This is a genomic window from Paenibacillus xylaniclasticus (genome assembly GCF_004001065.1).
Lineage (GTDB): Bacteria > Bacillota > Bacilli > Paenibacillales > Paenibacillaceae > Paenibacillus_T > Paenibacillus_T xylaniclasticus.
In genome coordinates this window covers 332,647-356,619 of sequence record NZ_BIML01000004.1, presented here as the reverse complement: position 1 = coordinate 356,619, position 23,973 = coordinate 332,647, and the positions used below count along the sequence as shown (strand labels likewise).

Annotated in this window: 22 protein-coding genes; 4 read left to right on the top strand and 18 right to left on the bottom strand. The window is 50.3% G+C overall.

What is annotated here, in order from left to right; all coding sequences use genetic code 11:
• From PXY01_RS07105 to PXY01_RS07070, 8 genes are all read right to left on the bottom strand, one after another.
• Positions 1–804, bottom strand: a complete 804-nt coding sequence (locus PXY01_RS07105; protein WP_127568697.1) for a carbohydrate ABC transporter permease — start codon at positions 802–804, stop codon at positions 1–3.
• A 48-nt stretch (positions 805–852) separates the two neighbouring features.
• Positions 853–1,749 (bottom strand): carbohydrate ABC transporter permease, encoded by an 897-nt coding sequence (locus PXY01_RS07100; protein ID WP_127568695.1) that lies wholly within the window; start codon positions 1,747–1,749, stop codon positions 853–855.
• Complete coding sequence (locus tag PXY01_RS07095; protein ID WP_127568693.1) at positions 1,739–4,711, bottom strand: extracellular solute-binding protein; 2,973 nt, start codon at positions 4,709–4,711, stop codon at positions 1,739–1,741. The genes PXY01_RS07100 and PXY01_RS07095 overlap by 11 nt, the downstream gene beginning before the upstream one ends.
• A gap of 35 nt (positions 4,712–4,746) precedes the next feature.
• Positions 4,747–5,856, bottom strand: coding sequence for an ABC transporter ATP-binding protein (locus PXY01_RS07090; protein ID WP_127568691.1), 1,110 nt, complete (start codon positions 5,854–5,856; stop codon positions 4,747–4,749).
• A 90-nt stretch (positions 5,857–5,946) separates the two neighbouring features.
• The gene (locus PXY01_RS07085) at positions 5,947–6,912 is read right to left on the bottom strand and encodes an aldo/keto reductase (protein WP_127568689.1); all 966 of its coding nucleotides are present in this window, start codon (positions 6,910–6,912) and stop codon (positions 5,947–5,949) included.
• 228 nt (positions 6,913–7,140) lie between these two features.
• Entirely contained in the window at positions 7,141–8,076 is a 936-nt protein-coding gene (locus tag PXY01_RS07080; RefSeq protein WP_127568687.1) for a DUF3895 domain-containing protein, read from the bottom strand.
• A 128-nt stretch (positions 8,077–8,204) separates the two neighbouring features.
• A complete protein-coding gene (locus tag PXY01_RS07075; RefSeq protein ID WP_127568685.1) occupies positions 8,205–9,683 on the bottom strand; it encodes a DHA2 family efflux MFS transporter permease subunit in 1,479 nt (492 codons plus the stop codon).
• Positions 9,676–10,128 carry a MarR family winged helix-turn-helix transcriptional regulator gene (locus tag PXY01_RS07070; protein WP_127568683.1) on the bottom strand — a complete coding sequence of 151 codons (453 nt, stop codon included), beginning with the start codon at positions 10,126–10,128 and terminating at the stop codon, positions 9,676–9,678. The genes PXY01_RS07075 and PXY01_RS07070 overlap by 8 nt, the downstream gene beginning before the upstream one ends.
• Before the next feature lie 163 nt (positions 10,129–10,291).
• On the opposite strand from PXY01_RS07070, the gene PXY01_RS07065 reads away from it, so the two are divergent.
• Complete coding sequence (locus tag PXY01_RS07065; RefSeq protein ID WP_246027821.1) at positions 10,292–11,581, top strand: voltage-gated chloride channel family protein; 1,290 nt, start codon at positions 10,292–10,294, stop codon at positions 11,579–11,581.
• Positions 11,582–11,615: 34 nt separating this feature from the next.
• Here PXY01_RS07065 and PXY01_RS07060 read toward each other — a convergent pair whose 3' ends face one another.
• Together PXY01_RS07060 and PXY01_RS07055 are read right to left on the bottom strand one after the other, a co-directional pair.
• Positions 11,616–11,981: a hypothetical protein gene (locus PXY01_RS07060; RefSeq protein WP_127568682.1), complete on the bottom strand. Its 366-nt coding sequence runs from the start codon at positions 11,979–11,981 to the stop codon at positions 11,616–11,618.
• 126 nt (positions 11,982–12,107) lie between these two features.
• Positions 12,108–13,202, bottom strand: a complete 1,095-nt coding sequence (locus PXY01_RS07055; protein WP_174721806.1) for a M24 family metallopeptidase — start codon at positions 13,200–13,202, stop codon at positions 12,108–12,110.
• Positions 13,203–13,401: 199 nt separating this feature from the next.
• On the opposite strand from PXY01_RS07055, the gene PXY01_RS07050 reads away from it, so the two are divergent.
• Positions 13,402–14,211: a (2Fe-2S)-binding protein gene (locus PXY01_RS07050; protein ID WP_127568678.1), complete on the top strand. Its 810-nt coding sequence runs from the start codon at positions 13,402–13,404 to the stop codon at positions 14,209–14,211.
• Between the two features lie 92 nt (positions 14,212–14,303).
• Here the strand turns inward: PXY01_RS07050 and PXY01_RS07045 are convergent, their stop codons facing one another.
• Both PXY01_RS07045 and PXY01_RS07040 read right to left on the bottom strand, forming a co-directional pair.
• Entirely contained in the window at positions 14,304–15,353 is a 1,050-nt protein-coding gene (locus PXY01_RS07045; protein ID WP_127568676.1) for a M42 family metallopeptidase, read from the bottom strand.
• A 35-nt stretch (positions 15,354–15,388) separates the two neighbouring features.
• A complete protein-coding gene (locus tag PXY01_RS07040; protein ID WP_127568674.1) occupies positions 15,389–16,816 on the bottom strand; it encodes a serine hydrolase domain-containing protein in 1,428 nt (475 codons plus the stop codon).
• Between the two features lie 277 nt (positions 16,817–17,093).
• Between PXY01_RS07040 and PXY01_RS07035 the strand changes: the two genes are divergently transcribed.
• Entirely contained in the window at positions 17,094–17,900 is an 807-nt protein-coding gene (locus PXY01_RS07035) for an MBL fold metallo-hydrolase (protein WP_127568672.1), read from the top strand.
• On the opposite strand, the gene PXY01_RS07030 is transcribed toward PXY01_RS07035, so the two are convergent.
• The 6 genes from PXY01_RS07030 to PXY01_RS07005 form a co-directional block, all read right to left on the bottom strand.
• Positions 17,851–18,627, bottom strand: a complete 777-nt coding sequence (locus PXY01_RS07030; RefSeq protein WP_246027820.1) for a metallophosphoesterase — start codon at positions 18,625–18,627, stop codon at positions 17,851–17,853. The genes PXY01_RS07035 and PXY01_RS07030 overlap by 50 nt on opposite strands.
• Before the next feature lie 113 nt (positions 18,628–18,740).
• A complete protein-coding gene (locus PXY01_RS07025) occupies positions 18,741–19,418 on the bottom strand; it encodes a DUF4166 domain-containing protein (protein ID WP_127568670.1) in 678 nt (225 codons plus the stop codon).
• 2 nt (positions 19,419–19,420) lie between these two features.
• Positions 19,421–20,413, bottom strand: a complete 993-nt coding sequence (locus PXY01_RS07020; protein ID WP_246027819.1) for a DoxX-like family protein — start codon at positions 20,411–20,413, stop codon at positions 19,421–19,423.
• Entirely contained in the window at positions 20,373–20,876 is a 504-nt protein-coding gene (locus PXY01_RS07015) for a thiol-disulfide oxidoreductase DCC family protein (RefSeq protein WP_127568668.1), read from the bottom strand. The genes PXY01_RS07020 and PXY01_RS07015 overlap by 41 nt, the downstream gene beginning before the upstream one ends.
• Before the next feature lie 192 nt (positions 20,877–21,068).
• Positions 21,069–21,713 carry a response regulator gene (locus tag PXY01_RS07010; protein ID WP_127568666.1) on the bottom strand — a complete coding sequence of 215 codons (645 nt, stop codon included), beginning with the start codon at positions 21,711–21,713 and terminating at the stop codon, positions 21,069–21,071.
• Positions 21,706–23,067, bottom strand: coding sequence for a sensor histidine kinase (locus PXY01_RS07005; protein ID WP_127568664.1), 1,362 nt, complete (start codon positions 23,065–23,067; stop codon positions 21,706–21,708). Before PXY01_RS07005 ends, PXY01_RS07010 begins: the two co-directional genes overlap by 8 nt.
• A 378-nt stretch (positions 23,068–23,445) precedes the next feature.
• Between PXY01_RS07005 and PXY01_RS07000 the strand changes: the two genes are divergently transcribed.
• Positions 23,446–23,970: a hypothetical protein gene (locus PXY01_RS07000; RefSeq protein ID WP_127568662.1), complete on the top strand. Its 525-nt coding sequence runs from the start codon at positions 23,446–23,448 to the stop codon at positions 23,968–23,970.
• Positions 23,971–23,973 lie beyond the last annotated feature (3 nt).

The following is a 23,973-nucleotide window of genomic DNA, read 5'->3' as shown; positions in this document are numbered from 1 at the left end:
TTATTTAATGCCGGAATGAGCCATCGTCGAGATAACCTTACTTTGCAGAATGACGAAGAAAATTAAGTTCGGCACGAGCAGAATAAGTGCAGCTACTGCAGCCGCCCCTTGTCTAGCAACGTTGTTTGCCAGATTGCTCGTTAAGGTCGTGAGGAAGAACGGGAACGTCTTCATCTCGTCGTCCTGCATGAACAAAGCAGAAGTGTCGATATTACCCCATGCATTCTGGAACGCGAGAATAGCCACAGTAGCAATGGCCGGCATACTCATTGGAATTACAATACGAACAAGAACGATCACTTCGTTCGCTCCATCGATCCGAGAGGCCTCCAAGAGCGAATCCGGGATTTGATCTATGAACTGCTTTAGCAGGAAGACGCCGACCGGCAGCGCGAGCGCCGGAAGCAAATGCCCCCAATACGTATTTAGAATGCCTAGACTACTGACGACCAAATAACGCGGAATTTGGATGACCTCCGGAGTAAACATAAGCATAAGAATAATGGAAGAAAACAGAAATTTTTTGCCTGGAAAATCATGCTTCGAGAGCGGGTATGCACACAGCACACTAACGATTGTCACGCCGACGACGCTAAGCATCGCAACGAAGACGCTGTTGAACAAATAGCGCGAGATCGGTACGATTGAATTCGACGTGACGAGCATCAGCTCCACCACGTTTTGCAAGCTCGGTTCGCGGACGAAGAACGTCGGCGGATACACGAACAGCTCGTGATACGGCTTGAACGCATTATTAAAAATATAAATAATCGGCAGTATCATCAGCACTGAGATGGTAAGCATGAACGTATTGAAGCAGATTCTAGCCGCAAGTCCAGACGTTCTCAGAAGCTACTCCTCCTTCGAGCCGAACAAACTCCAGCTAAGCTTGTTCGCAAAATACATAAATATTAGAAGGAAGACGGAAATCGTTGCGGCATACCCCATCTCGAACCGAATGAAGCCATAGTCGTTAATATGGTTCACAATCAGATGGCCCGCATATTGCGGCGTCGGGTTCTGTCCCGACAGCTCAACCCCAATTGCCCCCGTCTTGAACGTCGTTACAATCGCCATAACGGCGCCGAACAGCATTTGCGGCTTCAGCGACGGGATCGTAATGTACCACAGCTCCTGCAGATGGTTACGAATGCCGTCAATTCTTCCCGCTTCATACAAGGTTTTATCTACATTTAATATACCGGCCAGCATGGCGAGGAACCCGACCCCCATGCTCGACCAGAGCGTAACAACGATCATTGAATTCATGAGCAGCTCCGGCTTCGTCACCCACAGCTTCGGTACGTCGATGAAGCCGCTCTTGAGCAAGAAGCTGTTTAAGTAACCGATCCGATCCCCTGATAATAACGGCAGCCAAATGATCGTCATCGCGGTACCGATCGTCAGCGAAGGGGTATACATCGCCAGCGCCACCCATTTGCGATAGCTGCCCCTCAGCCGAGAAATGAGCCAAGCGAGAAGAAATGCCGCAGCATATCCCCCGGGACCGACGATGATGGCGAATTTGAACGTATTCGGCAGAGCGTATTTTAAAAACAGCATGTCCTGCGAGATCAAATATTGAAAATTGCTCCAGCCAATAAACTTGGGCTTCTCAATCCCATTATAATAAGTAAAGCTTAAGCAAATCGCAGCGACGATCGGAATAACGATAAACAGCATGAAACAGATCAAGAATGGCGCGATAAACAGATACGTAATACGGCATGACCATATTTTACTTATCATTCCGGCCGCCTCCCTCCCAAGGTTGATCAACGATCGGAATGTCGAGCGGCTTGATCGAATGGCCGTTCTTGTCTGCGAAGCCAAACTCCTGCTGCTTGCGGAGCAGCTCGCGTTCGATATCGCGCACCGCTTCCTCCAGCGAAGACATGTAGTTAGCAGTCTGAACGACTGAACGCTGCCACGCATTGTTCAATTCACGCTCCAAGAAATAGCCTCCAGGTACGTTCGGTATATCTTTATACCATTTCCACTGCTCGAGAATGATAGCGGCATCCTCTCTTTTCCATGGCAGGTTGTTGAACGCTTCTATATTGGAGGTATTCCAGCGGAACGCAACTCCGTTCATCGCTTCTAAATCCGAGCCGTATTGGGTCTGCACATCGGTAGAGAGCCACCACTGTAGAAACTTCCACGCTTCCTCTTGCTTCTCAGACTTTTGAAAAATAACGCCCGTTCGCTGTCCTCCACCTGCCCAACGGACGATCGTGCCGTCCTGCTGCTTTACGCCTGGCAGCAATGCAATCCCCCATCGACCGTTAAGCTCCGGCGCCGCCGCTGACAGCTGGACGTACATGTTGTAGTCCGATATACCAATTGGCATCGAGCCGTCGCGGAAGTGCTGGTAAAAGCTCGGCACCTCCCGCTCAAGCGCGTACGTATTGAACAGATTCGTCCATTGCTTGAACGATTGATATGCTTCCGGCGTATCGAGCCCGGTCTTAAGGCCGCCCGGCTCATAAAATTCGACGCCGTGTTGGTAGAAGTACGTCGCATATTCCTTCGGATTCACATAGAAATTCATATCATTCTGCTGCAGCGTCGGCAGCATCTCATAGACATCGTCCCACGTTTCGGGAACGTTCAGTTTCAATCTGTGCAGCAAATCCTTCCGGTAATAAAGCACTTGGAACGACTGCGTCTCCGGCACACCATAATAACCGCCATTGTAATAGAGCGGCAGCCATGAGCCTGGGCTGTAGCTCGAATACAGCTTATCGAACCCGTCCTGCTTGGACAGATCGACCAGCGTCCCGCGAATCGCATAATCGACCGGCAAATCCTGCGTCAGCCCGAGCGCAACATCCGGCTGTACACCTGCAGCGTTCGACATGAGCAGCAGCTCGGGATTCGGAAGTAAATTAACCTTCACTTCAATCCCTGTCTCCGGCGTGAACGATTCGTCAGCGAGCTGCTGTAGCTGATCCACATAGTCTCGGCCGCGCTGTACCCAGATGTTCAGCTTCCGCTTATCCATCTCTTTCAAGCTGTCTCTCGTATCGAAGGAGTAGCCGAAGTTTTGAACGGTCCCCCACATACGGTCGAATACATCTGCCACCATGCTCGGAAAAGACGTCTTCTCCGGGACGATGAACAGCTCATCCAACTGCAGCGCTTGCTTCGATAACGAATCCATAAACGTCGCCAGCTTTTCTCGCATCGAGGAAATTTGATCGATATTGTACGGAATTTCTTCCGGTTTGCGAAGCAGTGATCTCAAGTCCTTCGCGGATGAATGCAGCCCTTGGCTAATCGAATCCTTCTTCCCGTTCGTCTGTTCTGCGCGGACCGCTAGCTGTTCCATCGCTTCAGCGGCGACAGATATTTTATCCGTCATACCCGGAAAGTCCTGATCCATATTCCAGGTACGATTACGGTCTAATGTCCGTTTACTGTTCGCTTTATTGCCCGTTACCATGCGAAGATCCCAGTCAATGGCATCCAGATGCGCCAGCAGCTTCTCGATATCGACGATAATCGGTTTGACCGGCGACTGCGTCACCGCTAGCGACAGCGTATGCTCTCCCTTCTCCAGCTTCACAAGATATGGCGTTCCTGATCGATCCTTCAGCTCAATACCCTGCCATGATGCCGAATACGGAAAACCATAAGCTTGGAACGGCTCGAACGGAACTTGTCCGTCAATTTTGATCGTACGAAAAGATGTTTTCTGTGCAATCGTATTTTGCAGAGCTCGAAATGCCAGCTTATACAAGCCTGTTTCCGGCACCTCGAACGTCCATGTAATTTCTTGGTTTTGCTCCAGCCAGCGCTGGCCGCCAACCGTGTTATAAATGATACGCCCCGTATAACGCGGCACTGTGCGATCATCTTTGTCCGAGAATAGCTTAATTGCCGTATCGTTCTTCCACGTAAACTGCTCGGCTTCGATCGTAATCGGATCGCCTTCAATCGCAGGTACAGCTTCATATTGCTCTCGCACTTCCTCATAGGAAGGAATTTGCTGAGGTGTCTGCAAAATCAGACTGTCGATCGCAACCGGGTCATAGCCAATGAGCCGAATCGTATGTTTACCCGGCGTCAAATGCCATTGCAGCGGATGGTCGTAAGCGCCGCCCGAATCGATTAACGGCTTCTTGCTCCAAGTGGACACATCGACTGATCGCGGACGAATTTGGTCACCGTCGGAATTGGTCACGATCGGACGAACATCCTTCCACGTCCGGTACAGCGACGCTGTCGATGCTTCACGGAACGGACGCTCCCCATCGATCAGCACGTCCCATTGCACCGGCCGCTTGCTCCCCGTTTCTTTGATCGGATTATAGAACACCTGTATTTCGTACAAGGCGTCTTCTGATACTTCAAACTCGTACTCGACCCAGCCTACATCCTTCGTCTGCCACAGCAGAACGTTGTCCTTTCCTTCATAGCTGCCTTCTTGAATCTCTTCAGAATTTGAGACCTGAGCAGGCGACGCTCCACGTACCTTAATCGTCGAATGCGCTGCCGGAATTGCTTGCTCCTTCCAGTCAGCGAGCACAGCTCCGTAATAGCGATCTACCTCAAAAGCAAGCCCATCGTCCAGCTTCTTGAACAACTGTCCGTCTACGGAAGGCAACGAGCTTGCTTCCAATGTAGAATGATTCCCGCAGGACGACAGCAGCGCGACAGCGGCAGCTCCTAACATGACCCATGCCACTTGCAGCTTTCTGTTCTTCATCTAACAAAATCACCTCCCTTGCTGCGCGCAACCGGTCATTCCGCCAAACGGTTGCCTGTTTCCTTGTGAAAAAAGTGGGCTTTCGACAAGTCCAGCTCCACCTTAAGCTTCTCGTCTTCCTTGAATATATTTTCTGGCTCTACTCGAACGACTAACGGCTTCTCTTGCCCAATGTCTAAATATAGAAACCGATCGGCTCCCATAAGCTCGTTATCTTTATAAATACCAGTAATAACAGTCTCCGAATATAATCCTTCGAGCTTGATGTGCTCCGGTCTAATCCCAAGTATGACGGACCTATTTACTTGGTTATTTCGCCGTAACACAGCCTCTGTTGTCTCATGGATCTTAAGCTGTAGACGATTCGTTCTAAACTCAAGATGACCGAGCGCATTCTCTTCGATCTTGCCCTCGATCAAATTAATTTGTGGAGAGCCGATAAATCCTGCAACGAACAGATTAGCCGGCTTCGAATACACGACCTCCGGCATATCGCACTGCTGAATGACGCCGCCTTTCATTACGACGATCCGATCTGCCATCGTCATTGCCTCTACCTGATCGTGCGTTACGAAGATGAACGTCGTACCAAGCCGTTTATGCAGCTTCGTAATTTCCATCCGCATCGTCGAACGAAGCTTGGCGTCGAGGTTTGACAACGGCTCGTCCATTAGGAACAGCTTCGGATTACGTACAATTGCCCTACCAAGAGCAACGCGTTGGCGCTGCCCGCCGGACAAATCCTTCGGCTTCCGATGAAGATACTGCTCAATCTCAAGAATTCGGCTCGCTTGCTTCACGGCCAGATCAATCTCATGCTTCGGCAGCTTACGCATTCGAAGCCCGAAGGCGATGTTCTCATAGACGGACAGGTTCGGGTAGAGCGCATAATTTTGGAATACCATTGAGATATCCCGATCTTTCGGCGGCAGCTTGTTCACCAGCTGTTCGCCTATATAGATTTCACCCTCCGTAATATCCTCCAGTCCCGCAATCATTCGAAGCGTCGTTGATTTACCACAGCCGGAAGGACCGACGAAGACGATAAATTCTTTATCCATAATTTCAAGATCGAAATCCTGCACAACTGCTTGCTTTTCTTTGCCATATCGTTTATATAGATGTTTAATGCTGACGCTTGCCATATGTGCACCCTCCGATTGATGTAATAAAAAAAGAAGATATCAATAGGGTTATCTACGATATCTTCCTTGGCAGGGTAGAGATCTACACTCTTATAATCGTACTTTATCGCTCACTCGCACTCGCTCTGTTGCTTCATCTGCTTGCTTCAGAGCTTCTTCACTTAGACGTACGTTCCATGCTTTGGCCGCCTCCGTAATATGCTCAAGCTTCGAAGCGCCTAGAATAGCCGACGTAATGCCCGGCCGGCTTAATACCCAAGATAGAGCATATTGCGCAGAGGTCAGTCCTTGCTGATCGGCAAGCGGCTTAATCGCCTCTGCGACTGCGATCGCATTCTTCTTCAACAGCTGCTCCAGACGAGGCTCACCTTTAGCCAGCCTTGAGCCTGCTGGAGGCGCTTCGCCCTCTTTATATTTACCGGATAGTACGCCCCGGCCCAGCGGACTGTAGACGATTACGCCAACTTGCTCCGATTGAGCGAACGGAATAATTTCACTCTCAATCTCTCTTGAAATTAGGCTGTATTCCGGCTGCAAGCTCTCGAAGCGTTCCAGGCCGCGCTGGGCGCTGATGCCGTGAGCTTTGGCCAGCTGCCACGCAGCGAAATTGGACGCACCGATATAGCGAACCTTCCCTTGGCGAACGAGGTCGTCGAGCGCACGCAGCGTTTCCTCCAGCGGCGTATTCGGATCGAAACGGTGCACTTGATACAAATCAATATAGTCAGTCTTTAGTCGGCGCAGGCTATCCTCAACCGCCCGGAATATATGGTAGCGGCTTTGTCCACCGTCATTCGGTCCCTCGCCGACCTTGCCATGTACCTTAGTCGCCAATACTATGTTATGCCGACGGGATTTCAACAGGTTACCCAATATATCTTCCGAAGCGCCTTCACCATATACATTCGCGGTATCAACCAGATTAATTCCATAATCAAGCGCCGCATCAAGAATGAGCGATGAGGCTTGTTCGTCTATCCAACGGCCGAATGCCATCGTTCCGAGGCTTACAGCCGACACCTTTAAGCCTGTACGGCCAAATTTCCGATATTCCATAAATAGGCTCCCTTCTTATTCATACCTATACAAAAATAACCGGAGACATTGGCTGCATCACTGCAGCCCGCCTCCGGTTATCCGGTCGATTAGGTACGATACAATTATTATTCCGACAATGTCGATAGGCTATTACGATATTAGCACGGTGCTAACCGACCGTCAATATAAATTTGGAATTATTTTGATTCTATTATTCCGGTTGAAGATAAGAAAAAAAGCTCCCTTTTACGCTTGAATCCTTCCATAATTTCTGTCTTCTGATGACATACTTAGCAGCTTATAGCCATTAAGCGATTCGATAAATAAGCAAACGCCCATGTAGAGCTTCGGCTTGCCAGTCAGAAAACGGCGACTGCTAGCGCCATGCTCCTCGATTAACAGCTCACATATCACTCTCGCACTTTGAATGCCGCTTTGCAAATACGCTTTTACTTTGCTGTGATACTTATAGTCAAGCTCAAAAGATGACGGCTCCTCACCTGCTGGCTCCTCCACGATATGCTGCTGCCAATCGAACAGATCGAACGTCTCTTCCGCTGTGTCCAACATCATGACAGGCTTCCGCTCATGTACCGCTGATTGTCTATAGTTACGGCTAGCTGCAGTTGCAGCAGCATGCATTTGGCGAAGACGGCTAATCTGCTTGTCCAGCAGAGGCAGCTCAAGCTCCAGATGCTTCCTTATATCGTCCGGAAGCGGATCAAGCTGCAGCAGCTCTGGATCGATGGACCAGCCGCTGCTTATCTTCACGAGCAGCTCATCCAGCTCGTAGTCGACGGCATCAAAGCCCTTCTTAATCGCTGCAACGGCTGCAGCATCGATGGACAGATGCTCCTTGAGATGCTCAATGCCGAAATGCTTACGATGACCCGTCACTTTATGCTCCACCTGATGCTGATATCGTAACGGCCGACCGCATTCACAGCGCAGCTCCGGCGTCACCTTGCCAGCGTCGATGTAGCCGGTATAGATCCAGTCGTCGAGCAGCTGCTCGACCTGCGCTACGTCTGTATGGTCAGGAATATAATGCCCTTTCTGTCTTGCCATTGCATTCGCGAATGCGGTTCGTCTTCCTCGCACAAGCACATCGGTCAAATAATGCCGCTGAATATCGTTCAGCCGACTCATTAGCGTATCCCGCACTTCCACATCCAGAATCATACAGATTCCTCCCCGAAAGCCAATACATACATGATACGATTATAGCACGCATAATTGGGCTAACATGAAAAAAGCTGTCTTCCAGGTCAAATATATTGACTTGAGAGACAGCTTTTTGCGATCATTTATTAGCTTTTGGCTGGCTGAACTTGCGGAGCTGGCTCCTCATGAGGCTTCACCTTGCGAATGAAGAATGCAAGCACGAGCGCAGCAACGGTCATCCAGGTTGCAACGATGAATGATTGGTTAATGCCATAAATTGTTGCTTCTTGTATAACACCTGCCATCGCCGCCTGATCCTCCGGATTAATACCTTGCGTTGCGATAAGATGCTTCGTCTCGTCAGCCGCTTTGTTCGTCATTACGGTGACAAGGAAGGCTGTACCGAGAGCACCTGCCACGTTACGAAGCGTCTGCGACATCGCCGAGCCGTGAGCGTTCAGCGAACGAGGCAACTGGTTCATGCCGGCCGTCTGAATTGGCATCATAAGCATCGACATCCCGAACATACGAATCGAATACATAACCATCATGAACGTATAGGTCGTTTCGCTCGTCAAAGTAGTAAACTCATATGTCGTATATACGGTTATGAGAAGACCGATAACGGACAGCCAACGTGCGCCGATTTTATCGAAAATCATCCCGGTAATTGGCGACATAATGCCCATTAGTATTGCACCAGGGAGCAGCAGTAGACCGGATTCAACCGGCGTAAAGCCGCGAATATTTTGTAGATAGATTGGAAGCAAAATCATGCCCGAGAACATCGCCATCGTCACGATAACGTTGATAACAGTCGTCAGCGAGTACATATCGTACCTGAAAACACGCATTTCGAGAATCGGCTTGTCTACAACAAGCTCGCGCCATACGAACAAAATGAGCGCTATCGCGCCTATAATTAAGCTTGTATACACTCGCGGATTGTCCCAGCCGTCTGTACCTGCATCACTGAAGCCGTACAGCAAGCCGCCAAAACCGAGCGTAGACAAAACAACGGCCAAATAATCCAAGCTCGGCTTCGAATTGCGCGTAACGTTCTTCATCGCGTATGCGCCATAAATCAAGCTGAACAGCGCAAGCGGCAGCAAAATGTAGAACAGAACACGCCACGAGTGATGCTCGACGATCCAGCCGGACAAGGTCGGGCCGACGGCCGGAGCAAAAATCATCGCCAGCCCCATCATACCCATTGCTTTACCGCGTTCTTCTACGGGGAAAATCGTTAGGAATACGATGGACATTAGCGGCATTAGAATACCTGCTCCGGCCGCTTGAACAATACGTCCAGCCAACAGCAGCTCAAAGCCGTGGGCGACCGCGTCCATAAACGTACCAATCGTAAACAAAGCGACTGCAACAATAAATAATGTTCTAGTCGTAAACCGATCAATCAGATAGGCGCTAATTGGTATCAGTATACCATTCACGAGCATGTAGCCCGTTACCAGCCACTGTACCGTGTTATGGCTAATGTTAAGATCTTTCTCAATCGACGGAAGCGCTACGTTCAACAGCGTCTGTGCCAGTAACGCAACAAACGCTGCAATAATTAACGAGGCAACGATTGGTGCTCGTTTGAGCGGTGCTGCAGCATTACTCATGTTTATATCCCTCTTTTGCTTTCTGTAAGATGTTCACAATGTTGCGATGAATCCGTATCAGCTCCGCATGATCCGATTCCGGCATTTCGAGCAGCGGCTCCGATTGTCGAAGCCTGATCGCATACGCTTTTTCTCTTAGTGCTTCACCTTCCTGCGTCAACATCAGGATGACCGACCTCCGATCGGTGTCCGATCGTTTGCGAGAAACCCATCCGGCCTTGACCATTCGGTCAACTACGCCGCTTGTCGTACTGTTCGTGGTCAAAATAAGCTCCGACAATTCGGACAATCCGATTCTAGGGTTATTATGTAACACTTTCAGCACCATATACTGCACAGCAGTCACACCAAGCTGCTCTAGATTGTGATCGATCTGGCTATAGAAGGCTCTGTTAACTTCGCGCAACGATGCAAACAATTCCGTCAGACGGCTCTGACTGTTCAAGACGCTGCCTCCTCTCCTTTCGTAATTGTGCTAATCGTTACCATACAAATAATTCGCATGCGAAACATTTTACACCCCGTCCTATTCACTCGTCAATCTAAAAAATCATGCTATACTATATAGAAGTTTTTTATTATTGGATTTATAAAGGGGAATTTGCACCTTGAAACAACCAAAACCTTCTTGGATACTGATGGGCAAATGGCTGCTGCTAAGTCTTGCGGTTGGTGCTTGTGCTGGCTCCGCCTCAGCTCTATTCCTGTATGGTTTGTCCACCGTAACGGACGCAAGGATGAACCATACGTGGCTGCTATGGCTGCTTCCCGTCGGCGGTGCACTTATCAGCTGGCTCTATGCTCAATATGGTGGTGAAGCAGCCAAAGGAAACAATCTAATTATCGATCAAGCTTACGGAGGCGGTACACATGTCGTCGTTCCGCTTCGTATGGCCCCGCTCGTCCTAATAGGCACTTGGACAACCCATCTGCTCGGCGGATCGGCTGGACGTGAAGGCACCGCCATTCAGATGGGCGGAAGTTTATCCGAACTCATTGGACGGCGATTGCGCCTCAGCGCTAGAGAACGGAGTGCTTTACTTATGTGCGGGATTAGCGCCGGCTTCGGCTCCGTGTTCGGAACTCCGGCCGCCGGCGCATTGTTCGGTGTTGAAATATTAGCGGCTGGAGGCATTGCCCGTTATGCCGCCCTGCTGCCCTGCATCATATCCGCATATTTCGGCGATTGGGTCACGACGGCATGGGGAATAAAGCATTCCCATTATGCAATTGGTGCTGTCCCGGATTTCTCCTGGCTGCTGCTTGCTCAAGTCGCCCTAGCTGGACTATTGTTCGGATTAGCTGCGATGCTCTTTAGCGAACTAACTCATAACTTAAAGAAGTGGTTCGCTTATATCGTTCCCCATGCTGCAATGCGGTCATTCGCCGGAGGAACCGTAATTATTGCGCTTGTCTATATCGTCGGAACGAGAGATTATATCGGACTTGGACTTCCTTTGCTGGAGCAATCGTTCACCGAGGCCGTATCACCGGCCGTATTCGCACTTAAAACGTTGTTCACCTCCGTCACATTAGGCGCAGGGTTTCAAGGCGGAGAGGTTACGCCGCTGTTCGTCATCGGTTCAACACTTGGCAGCGCATTAGCCGGTCTGCTCCACATCTCGGTTCCGTTCTTAGCTGGCATGGGGCTTGTGAGTGTCTTCAGCGGAGCAGCGAATACTCCGATTGCCTGTACCATTATGGGCATCGAGCTGTTCGGATTCGACGCTGCTGGCTATCTACTGCTCGGATGTGTAATCGCTTATGCTGCATCATGGCATTCCGGCATTTACACTTCACAGCGGTTTAGCCCAATTAAGCAGCGTTTGCTTCGTTTGACGGCCGGTCATACAAATGCGATGCATCATGCTAAGCTTCATAATCGAACAAAAGGTTGAGCTTCTCTTCCGAGCGGCCCAACCTTTTCTCATACTATAGAGGGATTCGATATTTCGAGTGATGCTCAACGATATGCTCTCCTTGCTGATACACCCATTGGAAGTGAAACTGATTACCCTCATATCCGGTGCGCTTCCGAATATCCGGTACGATCACATCGTCCAGCCGCTCGATAATTTTCTGTTGGATGGCGTACAGCCGCTGCTCGTTATCGACGCTTTGCCGCTCCGCTTCCTCAACAGACTTCGCCGTCTGCTCAAAATATGCAAGAGCAAGCTCATCGTCCGTTACCGCTTCTGGCAGTTCAACACCGGAGCCGCGAAACACTTCCTTCACCGTATTCAGCCAATCTCTGTACAAATCAATCTTCACATCAAAATATGGATGCTTACTGTTCATCGATCTTTCTCTCCCCAAGCAGCTTAATCGTCGTCATCAGCATAATACGAGTTGGCGAATCTGGCAACTGCTAGGCCGCAAGCAATTAACCGCTTACCAGCTAAACGATAAGCGGTTGTCATGTTACTAGTCTGCCAGAATGGTAAATTGCTTCGGAAAAGTGGTCAGTGTCACCGGTCCTCCAGCGGTAATCCATACATCATCTTCAATTCTTACACCGCCGATACCCGGGAGGTAAATACCAGGTTCTACCGTAACCGTCATGCCCGCCTGCAGTACATCATGGTTGCCTGCATGCAGCGACGGATATTCGTGAATATCAAGCCCAATGCCGTGTCCGAGCCGATGCGTGAACTGCGCTCCGTAGCCTTTGCTTTCGATATACTGTCGTGCTGCAATGTCCGCTTGAGACATCGGAACGCCAGTCTGAAGGGCAGCAATGCCAAGCTCGTTCGCTCTGAGCACCGTCTCATATACATTCTTCAGCTCGTCAGATAATTCACCTATTGCGAAGGTTCGGGTAATGTCGGACACGTATCCATCGGCATAGACACCCAAATCGAACAAGAGCAGTTCACCAGAGCGAATCTTACGCGTGCCCGGCGTTCCATGCGGCAGCGCCGACTTCTCTCCAGCCAGAACGGTCGTATCGAACGACGGTCCGTCCGCGCCGATCCGGCGCATCCGGTAGTCGATATCTGCGGCAAGCTCCAGCTCAGTTACCCCGACTTTAACAAGCGGCAATGTCTCTTGCAGCACTTGCTCAACCAGCCTTACCGCATGACGAATTCGAGCGATTTCGTCAGCGTTTTTGACAGCGCGCATCATCAGAAGAATTTGGTCTACGCTAGCCAGGACCGAGCCTGGCAGCATAGCCGTTATTCGCTCATATTGAGTAACGGATAACTTATCCTTCTCTACACCGATTACCCCGTTGGCATCCGCTCCGAGCATCCGCACTAATATCATATACGCGTCATCCGTATCACGATGAGACTCAATGGCATCAACAACAGCAGCCGCTTCGGCTCCTGCTCTGTCCAGCTCCGGCACAAGCAGCTTAGATTGTCCGTCCGCGCATATAATAAGGGCAAGCAGCCGCTCATGCGGATCGCTACGGAATCCGCTCAAATAATACACATGCTTCGGATCTGTTATAACAGCCGCCCGCAGCGATTGCTGTTCCATTAAGCCGACTAACTGTTTTATCCGTTCGTTCACACCATCACACCTAACTTTCATACGATTGTACATTCATTATAACCGCGCAAGGATTCGGATAACAGTATGATCGGCTGCTGTTGACACCTCGTGTTAACGGTCTTTATAATCAGATTATTTCTTGCCCTGATGAGCACAAAGCATACTGAGCAGCCTCAATTAATCAAGCTCAAATTATAAAATCTCGGAGGCAGTTATTATGACGCGTGAACTCGATTTCTCATTAGCAGAGCTCTACTTCCATACATCGCCCACCGGCGCTTTACATCCTTCATTCGAAATGAAGGCCGAGCAATTGCTTGATGCAGAGCAGGCAAGACATGCTTGTGAACAAGCGGGACGGTTATTGCATGCTCTGGGTCATGAACTGCCTGCCTCATTCATCGGTAGGTCGATTTGCAATTTGTGCGCATTACAGCTCATCATGATCGCACAGCATGGCGTCGTGCTCGATCTATCGTTGCCGAACTTAACGTTCCAGGTCGAGCAGCATGACAATTACGCTCACATCGGCTATAGAATCGAGCAAGTGCTTACGACGGAGCCTCCAGCCGACAACACCTTTGAATGGTTAGGTCAATATTTTACCCAATATATCGAGCAGACTGTTAAGCCTGCCGTGTCGTCCATTGCGAATGCGTCCGGTATGAAACCGCAGGCGATCTGGCAGCAATTCGGCGGCATTATAGCTTACGTGAGAGAATATGTTCAAACCTATGTTCCTCAACCATCAGTAATCGAAGCATTCGAGCTCGGGTTCCGTGCCATCACCGAGGGAGTGCCTGCCGAAGTATTCGGATTGCGCCGCAGCCCGTTTGTCCATCAGCCGCATTATATCGATAACCCCTATGATCCAACGCCTAACAGCCGAATGATGATGAAATCGTCCTGCTGCTTTTACGACAGGCGGGAGAATGGGGTCAAGTGCTACTCTTGTCCCAAGCTTACGGAGTCGGAGCGAAATGAACTGCGGATTCAAATTCAACGCCAACAGCAGGTCAACGCATAACACGATCCTTTCTATGTCAGACCAGAAACCCGCGATTACAGCTTTCGTTCATACGAAGCACTGCAATCGCGGGTTTCTTTTGGCCCGGTTCCCTATTCCATCATGTAAGCAAGCAGCAGCGCCGCCGTATTGACGATCGCATCGATATGCGTCCGCTCCATTCCATGGGACGCGTGTACGCCCGGTCCGATCAATGCAGCCCGGATGTTGCTGCCGGCACGGAGCGCTGCAGATGCATCAGAGCCGTAGTAGGGGTAGATGTCGACCGCATATGGCAGTCCTTCTCGCTTGGCAAGGTCGATCAGCCTCGTCGTCATCCCGTAGTCGTATGGCCCGGACGAATCCTTCGCGCAGATGGACACATCCTTCTCCGTCGCCGACAGATCATCGCCGATTGCCCCCATATCGACTGCAATTAATTCCGTTATGTCATCCGGCACGTAGGCGTTGCCATGACCAACCTCTTCGTACGTGGATAAGATGATGGTCACGTTACGCGACGGCGTCCGACCTTCCCGCTTCAGCCATTCCAATATACCGAACAGCGCTGCAACACTCGCCTTATCGTCGAGATGACGTGATTTAATCCAACCGTTATCGAGCATCCGAACGCGAGGGTCCCAAGAAATAAAGTCACCCGGCGCACTGCCCAGCTTCTCGGTCTCTTCCTTCGACGAGGTCAATTCATCAAGACGGATGCACATATTTGCTTCCTCTCGCTTCCAATCACGGGCATCCGGGTACACATGAACCGACGTCTTCGTCGACAGGACGGTACCTTCCACCTTTCGGCCGCTGCGAGTGTGAACCAAGCAATATTCGCCTTCAACCGTATGCATAGCATAGCCGCCGATCGGAGTAAACCGGATCGTTCCGTCTGCATGAATCGAACGAACCATCGCACCAAGCGTGTCGACATGAGCCGTTAATCCGATCGGATCCACTTCAGAAGCTCCTGGAATGACGATTATACCATTGCCTTTGGGCGTTCGTTCGACTGAATACCCAAGCTTTGCAGCCTCTTCTGTCACAAGCTCCATGACCGCCATACAGAAGCCGCTCGGGCTTGGCGTCCGAAGCAGCTTATCCAGCATATTTAAAATATACGCTCGGTCCAATGATGGAGCCAGCCTTCCTCTCATGATGATTCCTCCGATCACAAATACGTTGTAACAGCTTAACCGACACAGCGTACTGTTTCATTCCAGTCCGGCCATCCTATTACTTCCCATGACACATTGCGAACGATATGAAGCTCAGCCCCTTCAGCTGCAGTACGAATTGTAATCGTCAGCTTGAATGGCGTCCATACCTCGTATAGTACGAGACGCAGCTCATCTGCTGACAGCCACTGAGCTCTAGCAGCTGTACTTTTTAGACCTTCACCGGCATATGTCCAGCGGTCAATTCCAAAGTGGAGCATTTTCTCACCGCCTGCTCCTTGCAGAACGGCAGTAATACCATTGTTGGTCTCGTGTATGGTCATTTCCAATATTTCTGCTTTATTGGGTTCAAGCCGATATTTCCTATTGAGCAGGACAGATTGTACAGGTACAGGCCGATCATCTGCTGCAATCGTATCCAGCGTCAATAGCCGCCTATTCAGCTTAGCGTTAGCAGACTCATCCACTGGCAGCGGCTGTTCACTCATTGCCGGCAGCAAATGTGTCCATATCGCATTGAGCAGCGCTTGCTCATTCCAATCCGCCGAATTGACCGCAATAACTGCATGGTGCGAAGGAATGATGACACACTTCTGAGCGAACAAGCCTGCGAACCGGTACGCTCCATAGCGGCAGCGCCACAGCTGGTAGCCGTAGCCTTGCGACCAGTCGGAATTTGGATCATCTCCGTTGCTCACCTGCAGTGCCGCAGAAGCATCAATCCACTTCTCCTCTAACAGACGTTCCCCATTCCATATTCCCTTCTGTTCATATAGTATGCCCAGCTTCGCTACATCCTCGAGCTTCAGACATAACCCGAAGCCGCCAGCCTCGTGCCCGCCCTGGAGCGTCATCCAATCCGCTGGATGAATGCCCAGTGGCTGAAGCAGCCGCGAGGACAAGAACGTCTGCAGACCAACGCCTGATACACGTTCAACAATTAAGCCAAGGATATGGGATGCTCCGCTGTTATATACAAAATGAGTACCCGGCTCATACGGAATCCGCGCTTCGAGGAATGCGCGCACCCAATCTCCGCCAGTCATGACTGCCTGCTCCGTCGGATCTCCATCATGACCGGTTGCCATTGCGAGCAAATGCTGTACGGTCATCGCAAGCAGCCGATCAGACGGACTTGACGGCAGCTCGTCCGGGAAGAATGAAGCGACGCGATCCTCTAGGCTCAAGAGCCCCTCCTGAACCGCAAAACCAACGGCTGTCGACGTAAACGATTTGGTTATCGAGAACACCAAATGGGGCAGCTCCGGCGAGTATGGCTTCCACCAGCCTTCTGCAGCTACACGGCCATGGCGTACGATCATAAATCCATGAGCTTCAAACTGATCTTGAGCGAGCTGGTCAATAAAAGCTTCAATTGCGCGGCTCGGAATGCCGGCTTCTTCTGGCGTCGTACGCGGCAGTCGAGTCAAATGTGTCATCATAGCAGCCTCCAATTATGAGTGTAATTTCGTTAGTAATACGAGGAGATAAGCTAACGATATCATATTTTTGCAAGGCTGTGTCCAAGATGAACCGAACAAATAAACCGTTTTCAAGGTTAATCAATTGAACCAAAATAACTATTGACAAAAATAATTTTATGTGATATAATAAAATATTTGTTTGTTGACGAATGGTTTCTGACTTAGTAAGATTAGATTCGCAATTGCACAATGCAGCTGCAGGTGAACTAATAAGTACTTAAGGAGGAATGAGTACGTGAAGATTGCGAGTGGATTGGAATTGGTGCCGGTGACGGCAATGGCTATGGGCAAGCCGGATAACGTATTCCCGGTGCTGCTATCGAATGCTAAGGAAGCCGTACTGGTCGATGCAGGATATCCCGGGCGGCTTGAAGATCTAATCAAAGGGTTTGCAAATGCAAACGTGGAAGAGACGCTTCTGTCAACCGTTATTCTCACTCACCAAGATATCGACCACATCGGAGGCATGCCTGGCCTGCTTCGCCATCTTGGACGTTCGGTCAACGTGCTCGCGCACGAGCTGGAGAAGCCTTACATTCAAGGAGAGCGGCGTCTGATCAAAATAACTGACGAGCTCCTTGCAGGAATTGATCATATGTTCCCGCCCAAGGTACCAGAGCAATGGCGCCGTGCGTTCAAAGCACTGCTCGAATCTCCTCCGCGTACTGAAGTACACCGCATCATCCGAGGCGGGGACAAGCTGCCGTATGGTGGCGGCATTGTCGTAATCGATACGCCTGGGCATACCCCTGGACATATTAGCCTATATCATCTCTCATCGAAGACGCTTATTGCTGGAGACGCGCTCGTCGTTTCAGACGGCAAGCTAAAGCTGCCAGCACCCGAGCTTGCCGTCGACTACGGACAAGCGGTCCAATCACTCCAGGTTTTGGCAAACTACGATATTGAACGTGTTGTATGTTATCACGGCGGATTGTATGATGCACCCGATCTAAAGGAGCGTATTGCCGAATTAGCTGAAACGACGGAGCTCACAGCTCATGCAGCGTCACCTCAGAGCGAACAAGAAACCGCGCGTTAATGCCGGATTGCCCGATTCCTTTGGAAATATAGAACGCCCCATATCGGGTGTGATGCAGACCCTTCGTAATACCTGCTCCGACGAGCCCGCCCTTGTTAACGAACCGGAACAGCGGCGGAATGTTGAACTGCATCCCGTGCAGATGACCCGCCATTAAATACGTGAAAGGCAAGCGAATTACGAGAGCGACATTCGGATCATGCGTCAAAATGACGGTCGGCATATTGGGTTCTACCTCCTGGAATGCGGCGCCGATTCTGCTTCTTCTTGTGCAGTAATCGTCGATGCCGACGAACCGAAATCGCCCTTCCACGAGTACTGATTCGTTAACCAGTACTCTAATACCGGACGAGGTTAGGAGGTTCACCAGCTTTGGCAGATTATGTTTCAGTCGATAATCGTGATTGCCCAATACGGCGTAGACCGGAATGCCGGACGATGCGAGCGCCTCGGCGAACCGTTTCACTTTCGGGATGTAGGCCAATTTTTCTGTAAAATCGCCCGTTACACAGATGTAATCAGGACGAAGCGTATCGATGACTTGCTTTAGCTTATTAGGCGTAATTCTCGTTCTCTCCACATGGATATCACTGATCTGAAGAATTCGAATGCCAAGCTTCGCTTCCGGGTATCGAACATGCTCGATCCGAAGCCAACGTGTCGGGACAATCAAGAGCACATACGCTGCGACTGCAACGATCAAGAGTATAATCATCCATACCATCATGCCGAGCTCCTCCCTATCATACCATTAACGCATTCGACTAAGTCTTAAGCATAATGGATAAAACAGGATCGCTCAATCCATAAAATAATTCGTCTGTCTCTCTTATCCGGCGGCTATTCTCTTGCTTCTTCTCGCAGCGGCTTTACATCAATCGGAATATCCGCTGCAGAAGCATCAACCATACGTGCTTCGAACGTACCTTCATACCGGAACACGGTTCCAATAATCGGATTAAGGACGCGGACCGAGATACGATAACGGTTTATTGCGTCATCGAACCATTCGATTACTTCAGCCGTACCGGTCAAGAGCCGCGGAATCCGGAAGCCGAACGGTCCTTCATAAAACCTTTGCTCGCCTGATACGATTCGAATGCCCCCGTTCGGCGCTGCCGAAATGTGCAGGTCTACGGCCAAATGCTGCTTGTTGCCAAGATAATCAACGATTCCTTGGCGCTCGCTGCTATAGATCATCGTCGCATCAAAATGGCGGATGGCCCGCTTAAATTTAAATTTACGTATCCAGCTAACCGTTTCACGACCGTAACGATCGACGAAAGCGTAATTTTCAATCGTAAACGGTATATCTCGACCGCTGTTGGGAAACATAATATGCCGTGTCATACCTAATCGCAGCGCAAGCGAAACGATTCGGTTATGCCATACCCGATTCATGATGCCAGTGCCGATCGATGCGATCTTATCACGGCTTGAGAAGCCGAATCGCTCACGAATACGAGGATGCAATCGGTGGTAAGACTCCCCTAGCGCTTGCTCATAAATCGATGCCATAACTACTTACTCCCTTCCTGTTGTTCATCGGGCGTAATCTGGTTTCGTACTCGGATGCATCTGCTTGCACTAGGTACAACATCCATCGTCAGCCAGACTGCTGCGATTAAGCCAAACATCGGAATGCTAACTAGAAGCGGATTGAATGGTGCAGCTAGCAGCGACGGGTCTGCTGCGAGGCCAGCCACCGTCAGTATAGTCAGCATTCCGATCTGCAGCAGCCAATTATATTTAACACGGTGAAACCCGATAGCAGCTACACCGAAGATCACCTCTATAAAGCCTAGCAGCGTTAAAGTCTCCTCTTCAGCCCCAGCGAACAACCCGAGCGATTCCATCAGCTTCAGATCGCCTCCGTTCGGCACAAGCAGCTTCGGTACGAGGCCCATCCATATCCACACCATCGTTATCATGGCAATGCTGACATAATGAACTGCTGTTGTCCGTATAATCGCTGCCGGACGCAAACCCTTCTCCAGCCATAACCGCAGCAGATCGAAGCTCAATGCCGTCGCATAGCCGAACATCGGTCGGAATACATACCGGTCAAACCACCTGCCAAGCTGGCCAAACCGTGTAGTATAGTCATATTCCGTTGCAAACCGGATACCGGCCTGCTCCGGCGTATACTGCCAATAGCCACTGCCGCTGCGGATAAGTGATATTGGCTGCTCTGACCTGAAGATTAATGCAGACGTTCTGGCTCCGCTGCGCGAGGGACGGCTAGCGATCGTCTCTCCTGTTCCTTCAATGTGAAGACCAAAGCCAATGCGGGTCTTATAATGAAGCAATTGCGGCAGATCGTCACTATTTCTCGGTAAATAATGAATTTCACTGAACCGCAAATCCCACTGCTGGTGCAGCTTGGGCGATTGAGTATGATGCCATAACGAGTCCATGTCGGTTTGAATGAACGTCTCCACATAGATCGGCTTCGGCTTGTAGTGAACTAGATTAATCGCTGAACCGTCTCTTATCGTCCGTTTCATTTGCATCTCGAACACTCCCTACCTGCTCGCCACCGTGCAGCAGCCGATCCGAACCGACTGACGATGACAGCATACAGATGTCAGATTTTCCGAACAGCTTATAGCGGAAGCGGGCGATTAGATCGTAGCCGAGGTCTCGAATCGGCCGAGGAACGATGATAAATGCATAAAGCAGCGGCCATAGACCGTCTAGTCTGCGAAGCACGCGGAGCGCTGCGCTCGATTTCACATAGACCTGACCTTGCTCCAGCAGTACCATGGATGAACGATGCCGGTCAGACAGCCCCGCATCCGCCAGCAGCTTCCTACCGATTACCGATTGAAGAGCAGCGATCCGAAACTGTCCCCTCCGATCTCGTTGCACCGTAAACCTCGTCATTCCATGGCATAGTGCGCACTCTCCATCTACGAGCAAAATCCGGTACGGCAGCTGCTGCTCCTGCATTTTGTCCTGTCTTACCATCGTCATCTCCCTCTTCCTGTCTGTATTGTAATCTGATTCATGCGAATGCTGCAGTTGGGACTTTCATAGTACGGTAAAACAGCACGGTACTAAAAACTGTAGTACTTGCCCGCTAATCGCCCACCTAAGTAGAAAACAAAAGAGCCTCATCGTGTATAGGCTCTGGGTCAGGTCATTATTGTTGTTCCGTGACGGGTTCTATCGAAGTCCATTACGGCGCACCTTCTCGATCGCTTCCTTGCTGCTCCGTACGCCGAGCTTTTTGAGCATTTTGTTGATCTGGTTTTTCAGCGTGCTTTCCGCCTTGAACAGCTTCTTCTCAATCTGGGCATGGGTATGGCCCTGCTCCATTAGCTCGAACACTTCACGTTCGGCGGCGGTCAGACCTTGCAGCTGCTCCTCACGCTTCAGTCGGCTCAGCTCCTTAAGCAGAGCATCCATTGCTTCCGGATGATAATAGACGGAACGAATCGTAGAAGCCAGCTCGCGGAACCGCGTCTTATCAAGATAATAGCTTGCGCCAGCCGTGAAGGCATCGGTCATCGTCCGCTCATCGTTCTGTGACGTCAGCATAATTACCCGTGATTGCGGACGAATCGAACGGAGCTCCAGAGCCGTATAGATGCCATTCTCGCTACCTTCGCTTAGAAGAACGTCCATCAGCACAATATCATATTCGATAGAGGCGGAAAGCTTAATCGCTTCCTCAGCATTCGTTGCAGCGCCAACGACAAGTAAATCCGGCTGCTGGTGCAGCAGCGTCGTAATCGAACGAATCCAATCGGCATCATCCTCCACGATTAATATCCGAATAATATGTGCTCCTTGTGTATCATCAAGCATCGCAAGTCACCTCTCTGTGCTCGTTCATTCGTATGACAGTCGAACGCGGAAACCAAAGCTGAACCGTCGTCCCGACTCCAGGCCGGCTCATCATATTTACCGACCCTCCGCTTCTTTGCATGACCAGGTAGACATACGATAAACCTAACCCGTAATTGCCGACCCGCTGTTTCGTACTGTAGAAAGGCTCTAACACACGCGACAGCTGCGCTGGAGCTATGCCCGCTCCCGAGTCCTGCACAGCGAGGACGACGCCTCTCCTTCGACTATGTACCGACACCTTCAGTTGCCCTCCTCCCGGCATCGCTTCCATGGCGTTCGCAAGCAGGTTACCTATGGCTTCTCGAGCATGGACAGCATCGCAGCGAATAATGGGACGGATGGCATAATCGGTCTCGATGCAGATCTGTTGTTCCATGCATCGCTTTCTATAGGTGTCCAGCAAAGTATCCAGCAGCCGGTCAAGACGGCAAGGCTGAGGCGAGAAAGTAATGATGCTCATCCGCTCTCTCATCCGCTGCGCCATCGCCATCATTTGATCCGAGGCGTTCTCTATAATACGAAGCTGCTCCGCCGCTTCAGCGGGCAGGCCATATTGTTCGATCACGTGCTTCAATATGTCAGCGCTTATTGCTATTTTACCGATTTCATTTTTAACAGTATGCTGCAGCAGCGAGGCGCCGGAGCCCATAGCCGACATCGCCGTCTCCATCGAATCCCGCTCGAACTTCAGCTTCACACCGAGCACCCCATATACGAATACGCCCGGCAGTGCCACAGCGATTGAATAGGTTAAAAAGCCAGCCATATATTTGAAAAAATCAAATTCCGGGTAGATGCTCCGCGCGATTACAATAAACAAAATAACCGCGACCAGTGTCGGCACCATAATTAACGAGGTTAAGAACAACGAACGTTTACGTTCACGGTCCGTCTCCTTCCGGTAAGCAGATAGGAGCAGCCAGATTGCGCTTGCATAATAAGGGCCGGTCCATATGAGCATGAAGGTGTAGTCAAATGACGGTTTCGGCGTGAATGGTGTAACCGCAGCCATGATGACGACAGGCAGCAGCAGCACGATTTTGACCAGCCACTGTGTTCTTGTCCGGAGCTCTTTCATTCTGTTTGTATAGACGAGCATAAAGACAAGTAGTCCATAAGGCGTTAAGGTCTGATTAATAAACATGACCGCAGCTGCCCACCCATCATATCCATGCTGCGTAAGCAGCTCTGAACTCCCGCCAGAAGCGGCGAACAGAAGAAATAATGAGGCCCACCGGTTCGCTTCCTTGCGTGGATCATGTACGATGACGACAAGCGAAGCTGTAAGAAGTGCAAACATATAGTACAGCATATGACCATCCTATCTCCGATTGTCGAATGCAATAATAGATAGCACCATCCTCATCCTAGCATATTTGGCAGCGAACCGTAACTACGTTAGCGAACCGCTAGCCGAAGTTCATAGATAAAGAAAACAGCCCGTAGACCGTCTTCATGACGATCCACAGGCCGTTGGGACAACACTTATAACTCTATAGGGAGGGGAGGAAGGGGGTCGGTTTTTATTATAGCTTCAAAACAGATAGCATCAACGTCATTCTGGTGACCTATTCACTAACGCTGGCGTGACTTTCTCATGACGAGCTATGGCTCCATATCTTGGACGAACCGCTTCACCTGTGCTATAATGACAGGCAATTCAATAACGGTTCAACGACCGGGAGGAACTATGCTAACTTTCGAACAGAAGCTATCCATCATTCAATCGTTCCCGCAGCTGCAGCGCAAGGACGTATCGCTTGGCCGCATCAATTTTCAATATGAAGAAAGCTTGCACGAGAGGAAAAATGTCGTTTACCATCTTCATCCGAACGGTAACGGTTATGTATATGCCGGGCTGCTTGATGACGAACGTAAGGATGCCAAAGGACTGGTGAACATCCGCGATTTAGATGAAGCCGAGCTGCGATCTTTGCTGGAGCGCTCGATTAGTTCACTGAGCGTACCGGATCCTTCAAAGCCCGCTCCCGCCGCAAGCGGAAATGCTGAAGAAGCTGCTCTAACTCAAGGAACAGCCGATGTTCAACAGCAGCAGCTGTGGCAAGATAAGCAGGGCAATACGTTAGTGCTTCGATATGAGGATGACGCAGATTTATGGTACGTATGGGCACTAGACGCGCTCGACTCCGCCTTTGAGACGATGGCTGAAGCCGTTGAGTATTTGAAGGAAGAGGGCTTCAAGCGAGTGAAATAATAG

Bases quoted from the DNA above. Each gene is read 5' to 3' on its own strand.
- PXY01_RS07005 (WP_127568664.1), bottom strand. From the start codon at position 23,067: ATGCTGTACTATATGTTTGCACTTCTTACAGCTTCGCTTGTCGTCATC.
- PXY01_RS07020 (WP_246027819.1), bottom strand. From the start codon at position 20,413: ATGCAAATGAAACGGACGATAAGAGACGGTTCAGCGATTAATCTAGTT.
- PXY01_RS07095 (WP_127568693.1), bottom strand. From the start codon at position 4,711: ATGAAGAACAGAAAGCTGCAAGTGGCATGGGTCATGTTAGGAGCTGCC.
- PXY01_RS07000 (WP_127568662.1), top strand. From the start codon at position 23,446: ATGCTAACTTTCGAACAGAAGCTATCCATCATTCAATCGTTCCCGCAG.
- PXY01_RS07015 (WP_127568668.1), bottom strand. From the start codon at position 20,876: ATGACGATGGTAAGACAGGACAAAATGCAGGAGCAGCAGCTGCCGTAC.
- PXY01_RS07090 (WP_127568691.1), bottom strand. From the start codon at position 5,856: ATGGCAAGCGTCAGCATTAAACATCTATATAAACGATATGGCAAAGAA.
- PXY01_RS07075 (WP_127568685.1), bottom strand. From the start codon at position 9,683: ATGAGTAATGCTGCAGCACCGCTCAAACGAGCACCAATCGTTGCCTCG.
- PXY01_RS07080 (WP_127568687.1), bottom strand. From the start codon at position 8,076: ATGATTCTGGATGTGGAAGTGCGGGATACGCTAATGAGTCGGCTGAAC.
- PXY01_RS07040 (WP_127568674.1), bottom strand. From the start codon at position 16,816: ATGATGACACATTTGACTCGACTGCCGCGTACGACGCCAGAAGAAGCC.
- PXY01_RS07085 (WP_127568689.1), bottom strand. From the start codon at position 6,912: ATGGAATATCGGAAATTTGGCCGTACAGGCTTAAAGGTGTCGGCTGTA.
- PXY01_RS07060 (WP_127568682.1), bottom strand. From the start codon at position 11,981: ATGAACAGTAAGCATCCATATTTTGATGTGAAGATTGATTTGTACAGA.
- PXY01_RS07030 (WP_246027820.1), bottom strand. From the start codon at position 18,627: ATGATGGTATGGATGATTATACTCTTGATCGTTGCAGTCGCAGCGTAT.
- PXY01_RS07100 (WP_127568695.1), bottom strand. From the start codon at position 1,749: ATGATAAGTAAAATATGGTCATGCCGTATTACGTATCTGTTTATCGCG.
- PXY01_RS07045 (WP_127568676.1), bottom strand. From the start codon at position 15,353: ATGAGAGGAAGGCTGGCTCCATCATTGGACCGAGCGTATATTTTAAAT.
- PXY01_RS07105 (WP_127568697.1), bottom strand. From the start codon at position 804: ATGCTTACCATCTCAGTGCTGATGATACTGCCGATTATTTATATTTTT.
- PXY01_RS07010 (WP_127568666.1), bottom strand. From the start codon at position 21,713: ATGCTTGATGATACACAAGGAGCACATATTATTCGGATATTAATCGTG.
- PXY01_RS07025 (WP_127568670.1), bottom strand. From the start codon at position 19,418: ATGGCATCGATTTATGAGCAAGCGCTAGGGGAGTCTTACCACCGATTG.
- PXY01_RS07050 (WP_127568678.1), top strand. From the start codon at position 13,402: ATGACGCGTGAACTCGATTTCTCATTAGCAGAGCTCTACTTCCATACA.